This window comes from Microvirga aerophila (assembly GCF_003332305.1).
GTDB classification, from domain to species: domain Bacteria; phylum Pseudomonadota; class Alphaproteobacteria; order Rhizobiales; family Beijerinckiaceae; genus Microvirga; species Microvirga aerophila.
In genome coordinates this window covers 1-5,394 of sequence record NZ_QOIO01000128.1, presented here as the reverse complement: position 1 = coordinate 5,394, position 5,394 = coordinate 1, and the positions used below count along the sequence as shown (strand labels likewise).

General features: G+C 57.3%; 8 protein-coding genes. 5 read left to right on the top strand and 3 right to left on the bottom strand.

From position 1 onward, the window contains the following. From DRB19_RS28815 to DRB19_RS28805, 3 genes are all read left to right on the top strand, one after another. Positions 1 to 367: methyltransferase family protein (locus DRB19_RS28815; RefSeq protein ID WP_162815947.1), on the top strand; the 367-nt coding region annotated here is incomplete at its 5' end. Positions 368 to 378: 11 nt separating this feature from the next. Continuing rightward, entirely contained in the window at positions 379 to 1,272 is an 894-nt protein-coding gene (locus DRB19_RS28810; protein WP_114189379.1) for a sterol desaturase family protein, read from the top strand. Positions 1,273 to 1,415: 143 nt separating this feature from the next. Then, the gene (locus tag DRB19_RS28805) at positions 1,416 to 1,664 is read left to right on the top strand and encodes a hypothetical protein (protein ID WP_114189378.1); all 249 of its coding nucleotides are present in this window, start codon (positions 1,416 to 1,418) and stop codon (positions 1,662 to 1,664) included. A 93-nt stretch (positions 1,665 to 1,757) separates the two neighbouring features. Here DRB19_RS28805 and DRB19_RS28800 read toward each other — a convergent pair whose 3' ends face one another. Next, the gene (locus DRB19_RS28800) at positions 1,758 to 2,900 is read right to left on the bottom strand and encodes a sensor histidine kinase (RefSeq protein WP_114189377.1); all 1,143 of its coding nucleotides are present in this window, start codon (positions 2,898 to 2,900) and stop codon (positions 1,758 to 1,760) included. A 548-nt stretch (positions 2,901 to 3,448) separates the two neighbouring features. On the opposite strand from DRB19_RS28800, the gene DRB19_RS28795 reads away from it, so the two are divergent. Beyond that, complete coding sequence (locus DRB19_RS28795) at positions 3,449 to 3,769, top strand: hypothetical protein (protein WP_114189376.1); 321 nt, start codon at positions 3,449 to 3,451, stop codon at positions 3,767 to 3,769. Positions 3,770 to 3,927: 158 nt separating this feature from the next. On the opposite strand, the gene DRB19_RS28790 is transcribed toward DRB19_RS28795, so the two are convergent. After that, a complete protein-coding gene (locus DRB19_RS28790) occupies positions 3,928 to 4,326 on the bottom strand; it encodes a hypothetical protein (RefSeq protein ID WP_114189375.1) in 399 nt (132 codons plus the stop codon). A 265-nt stretch (positions 4,327 to 4,591) separates the two neighbouring features. Between DRB19_RS28790 and DRB19_RS28785 the strand changes: the two genes are divergently transcribed. Continuing rightward, a complete protein-coding gene (locus tag DRB19_RS28785; RefSeq protein ID WP_147023168.1) occupies positions 4,592 to 4,843 on the top strand; it encodes a hypothetical protein in 252 nt (83 codons plus the stop codon). 18 nt (positions 4,844 to 4,861) lie between these two features. On the opposite strand, the gene DRB19_RS28780 is transcribed toward DRB19_RS28785, so the two are convergent. After that, positions 4,862 to 5,188, bottom strand: coding sequence for a hypothetical protein (locus DRB19_RS28780; protein ID WP_114189373.1), 327 nt, complete (start codon positions 5,186 to 5,188; stop codon positions 4,862 to 4,864). Between the last annotated feature and the right edge of the window lie 206 nt (positions 5,189 to 5,394).

The following is a 5,394-nucleotide window of genomic DNA, read 5'->3' as shown; positions in this document are numbered from 1 at the left end:
TGGGCTACCGGCCGCCCGCACCCGTTACACTGGAGGCCATTGCACAGCAGCTACCCACATCTGCAAGCATACAGTAGCCTCTCAATCCGCTTGGTTCAAAATCCCGGTCAGGTCAGCGGCTAATCGCGGCGTGAAAACGCAAGGGCCCTACAGCCTCATTCGCCATCCCATGTACATCGGATATGTGGCGACTCAGGTGGGATTCCTGCTGTTCAATTCGACAGTCTGGAACTTAGCAATCTATTCAGGAGCCTGGACGCTTCAGGTGCTCCGGATCTTGGCCGAGGAGCGCACTCTTTCCAAAGACCCAGAATACAAGGCGTATGCCTTAGCAGTGCGCTATCGGCTCGTCCCAGGCGTTTTCTGAAGGTAGATGAAATGGAATTTCTTCCGGATTTGAAGCGCCTCCTTCTGCTCATTGCGGTGTTTGTTCCGGCAGGGCGTCTTCTTACCCTACGGCATGAACAGAAGCTATTCCGACGCGGCTGGGCAAATGACTTGCTTTACTATGTCGCCAACGCGCCTATCATCGGCCTCGGCGTCTCGCTCATCATTCTCGGCACTATTGTGATGGCCGAATGGTTGGTTCCCGACTCAATTCGGAGTGCAGTTGCCAGTCAGCCGTACTGGCTCCAAACGCTGGAAGTTATCCTTCTCGCGGACATGGGCTTCTACGTTGCACACTTCGCCTTTCATAAAATTCCATGGCTGTGGAGGTTTCACGCTGTTCATCACAGCATTGAGGAACTGGACTGGCTTGCAGCATACCGTGTGCATCCAGTCGATCAGATCATCACCAGAGGCGTCTCCTTGCTCCCAGTTTTTGCCCTCGGATTTTCTGGAGTGGCCATTGCAGCTTTTGGACTGATATACGGCTGGCACTCCATTCTGCTTCACGCAAACGTCAAGATCAAGTTTGGCCCACTGCGCTGGCTCGTAGCCTCACCTGAGTTTCATCATTGGCATCACGCTAACCAGAGGGAGGCATATGACAAGAACTTTGCGGGACAACTCTCCATCCTCGATGTTCTATTTCGGACGGCTTACATGCCACAAGGACGGATGCCAAGCAGGTATGGAACTGATGATCCGGTTCCCCGCATGTACCTATCCCAGTTGATGTATCCGTTCCTCCGGCGCAAACCCTCCGGAGCGGCTGATGTTTTGCCTCCCGAGATCTTAAGTGATTGTCTTCAGACACGGGAAGCCACCGATCAGCATCAATCAATTTCCTACAAAGAACACCAGAGAAGGCAAGCAAGTCCGGTATAGGCTACCCATGAGCGCCACCAGCGGCAAAGACGGCAGCAGCCTACTGAGACTAACTAGTTGTTTCGCTTTTGGCCAGTCAGGGGCTGCTCCATGTCGGAGCAGTACTCCTGCCAGCGCTCGCGTTGGGCGCATGCGCGGACTACATGAAGCACAGCGACACGATCACGCCGTCGGCCGGAGATGCAGTGGCGCACAACAAGGTCGTTCACATCGCCGATCCCTGGCCGCCGGCCGCTTCGAATACCCGCATCACCGGCAACGGCCAGCGTGTGGACATCGTCACGAGGCGCTACCTCACCGGGAGCGGAGGCGCAGCCACCTCAACGCCTGCCGGCGGTGCATCGGAAGCGTCGACCCCGTCCAACTCGCAAAACGCACAGCCTGCTCAGTAAGTGTTCCAGCCTGAGGGCCAACATATGGCTGTCAAAAGCAGGCCGCGGCGGATGGAAAGCGCTGCGGCTTTTGCTTGCTGGGGAGGATGTAAACTATCCAGCGAGAGGCGCGTCGACGGAGCACACGACGCCGGCCGGTTCAAATTCGATCCGCGCTTCGCCGTCGAGATCGTGGGCTAGGCTTCGTTCGATAAGCCGTGTGCCAAAGCCGCGCCGGGCGGGCTTGTGCACGGGTGGCCCTTTGGATTCTTCCCACCTCAGATGCAATCGCCGCGGCAGGCCTGGGCCGTGCAGTTTCCAGTGCACCATGATCTGTCCTACGCCGTTGGACAACGCCCCGTACTTGACCGCGTTCGTCGCCAACTCCTGCAACGCCATCGCAAGAGCCAACGCCATCCGCGGGGGGACTTGCACCTTTGGACCTTGTACGTGGATACGGTCCTCCCAACGGCTGCGGTATGGCTCCACGGCTTGGCCGACGATGTCATGGAGCTCCACCGCAGCCCAGCTCTGGACCGTGAGGATATTGTGAACCTGGGAAAGCGCGATGAGGCGGCTCTCCATGGCGCTCGATGCATGATCGATCGTTGGAGCATTGCGCAGTGTTTGAGAGGCTATTGACTGGACAGTCGTGAGGGTATTCTTCACCCGGTGATTGAGCTCATTGATCAACAGATCCTTCTCCTTCACGGCAGCCCGCAGCTCATCGACGACACGCAAGCGCTCGATGGCTGCCCCAAGAAGATTGGCATAGCTGCGGAGGAATTCGACATCTGATTGCGTGAAGTCCCGTGGGGTCCGGCTGTCGACTTGTAGCACACCGAAGGGCTGCCGCCCGCTGCTGCTCAAGATCAGAACGTTTGCAAAAGCCCTGACCCCATGATCCTTCATGAAGTCGTGATAGTCGAATCGGACTTCCTGCTCGATGTTGTTGGAGATGACGGCTCCATCCTTGAGGGTGAGACCCTCCGGTGAGTTCTCGGCCGCCGTGACCGTCACCTTCCTGACGACCCCTTGCTTCCAGCCGACGCCCGCTCGAACCTTGAAGGTCTTTCCATCAGGCAGAAGCTCCATGACCTTTGCAAGTTCGGTATCCAGCGCCCCACCGACGAGTGTGCAGGCTGTGTCGAGAATATCGTCAGGGACTTCGGATTTAAGCGCAAAGTCTCCGAACGCTGCCAGCACCCGCTGCTGTTCAAGCAAAGTGTCCTGGTCGGTATCCTTCTGACTGGCCATTCTCGTCAAGCGCCGCGGTAGTGGGTGGGTTTTCCAATCTTTAGAACGGTTTCATGGTTCCAACTCGGCTGCTCCACCCGCGCCTCTCACTCTAGCCAGCATGGAGATTCTCGCTGGGCACGATTTTGCCTTGTTTGAGACGTTGTTCAGGGCTGAGGCGATTACTTAGAATATGTGTCCTATTTGATAGGCATATTTACTGTATCAGGGCGTATTGTCTTGTGACTACTCATTTTTATGCAATCGGATGCCTTCTAATGTGCAAAAACACAGCTTCCGCCACCGGAGAAATCGTGTCATTTTAACGTCAATGCACAATTTCGCCATGAATCTTACTGGTGATCCCAACAAGAGTTTCGTTTGCTCCAAGCCTTCTATTCCGTCTTGCCAACAGGTTCATGCGCAATCCCGCCAGCGGCTCCCATAGGGTCTTTCGGCGAGTCGATCGCGTTGTGCCAGTTGCAATGAAAAGTTATCCCGAGAGCAGCAGTAAGTCAGTATCTCGCAATCAACACACAATGCGCTGACAATAAATGAAGGATTCTGACATGAAGATGCTCGATCGCCCGACTCGTGGAGCTTGTTTCGGTTTCTCCGGCCCCGATGACCGTGTCGTTTCACTCAATGTGCCGGCCATGAACGAAAATGGACAGGAGGATCCGTTCCGTTCCTTTGATATCGAGTACGATCCGGACCAGCCTGAGAGCTTGGTCATCTGCTTGCTGGAGCTTGACGAAGACAACTTTGTCCGGGGCACGCGAACGAGCATTGCGTTTCCGGCAAACTTGCTCGCAGACCTCGTCAGCAAGAGGAAGGCCACGCCTGAAGAGATTGCTTCGTGGCAGGCCGCGTCCGACGAGGACGAATGACAGGTCTGCGCAAAGCGCTAGTGGCCGAGATCACCCAGCCTCTCGCCCAAGCAATCAATTGGCGGTCAGTGCGCTTCAGACATGAGCCGCCACTACCAAAGAACGAGTGGAGAGTTTGCCGTGCGACCCGCTCATATGAGTGGGCCGCAGGCTTGGCGCTACTCGCAGGAGGGGCAGCCGAGCGGCGATGGATCGCCATAGATCGAGCCGCTCCCCTCATACGTGCTTAGAACCTCATAATGAGGCGCGTAATATTGCGGCGGATAGCGGCGGCGAACCGTCGTAGAGGTGACCGTGTAGCCATACCCATTGTCTTGGATCACGTCTCGCGTGCTGCGAATCCTGACCCAATGATCCAGACAGCCATAGCCATAAGGCGGCGCATCGGGACCATGCTCGGCAACACAGACTTGGCGAGCGGACCGATAGGCCCGCGCAGGCGGATAGACCGAGTTGTAACCTTCGGGGAAGTCCGCCGCCGAGGCGCTCCAGAAGCCGGCGACGCAAGAACTTGAGAAGACCAGCGCAGCAATCGTGGCCTTTAGACGAGCGCCCATAGCAGCTCTCCGCGACTCTCTGGCTCAAAAACGCTGCCAAGCTTGGGATGTTCCGCAAGGCGGCGCGCCATTGCAGGAGCGTGAGGGTTAGCCCTCCTGTCCCCACCATGACTGGCGAGATCAAAGCTTCTACAGGGGCTGAACCGGAAGCGGGCTGGATTTCCGATCCCCGGACCTACACCTTATAAAAGGCTCAGTTGAGTTGCGTGATAAACCGCGTTGCGGCCGGGGCGAGACGTTGATCGCGAATGTAACAATAGCTCTGTTGGCGACTATCGCAGGCTTCATCACGGCCCTATGGATCCTTCTCCTATGGGTTGGCGACGGAGTGTCGCCGACGGATATGGAGGGCGATCTCGATCCGATCCTGGGCGCAAGGGACCAACCTGCGATTTACGAGTCCTATGGCCCGTTCATCCCGATGCCCGACCATTTGAGGACCCATGACCAGATGGTCGCCTGGATGACGAAGGAATTGCCTAAGCTGACGGCTGAGATATCGAACCCTCGCTCGTAGCGAGGGTTCGGCAATCGATTAATCGCAGCGTCGAATGCGACGGGTCACGAGGCGGCCGCGGCGGTCTTCTTCCTCGATGGTGATGTTGCGGCAGTTGTCGCCGTAACGGCCGGCGCGCGCGGCGTCCCGGCGACCCTCCTCGTAGGCCCGGGCACGTTCCGCCTCCTCGCGCTCACGCCGGCGCTCCCGACGTTCGAACCTCTCCCGTTCGGGATCGCGAACGCCGAGCTGCGGACGGCCATCGGCGCCGATACCCAGCTGAATCTGGGGCTGGGCCACCGTCGGTGCCGTAACGAACAGGCTGGAGCCGAGCGCTACAGCAGCTAGGAGAAACACTTTCTTCATTGGGAAAATCCTATCCTGTCGTAATCGCCGACCAACGTTTGGTTGCGGTCCCGGTTCCAACCGTTGCAGCCGCAGGTCTACGGCAGGCCCAATCCTTGAGCCGAAACAAGCTTCTGCGCCTGGGAATACTAAAGCATCGGACGGTTAAACAGACGCATATCCGGCTGCCTTGAGGTAGTTCCAGCACTCCTGAGGCTCGAACAAGT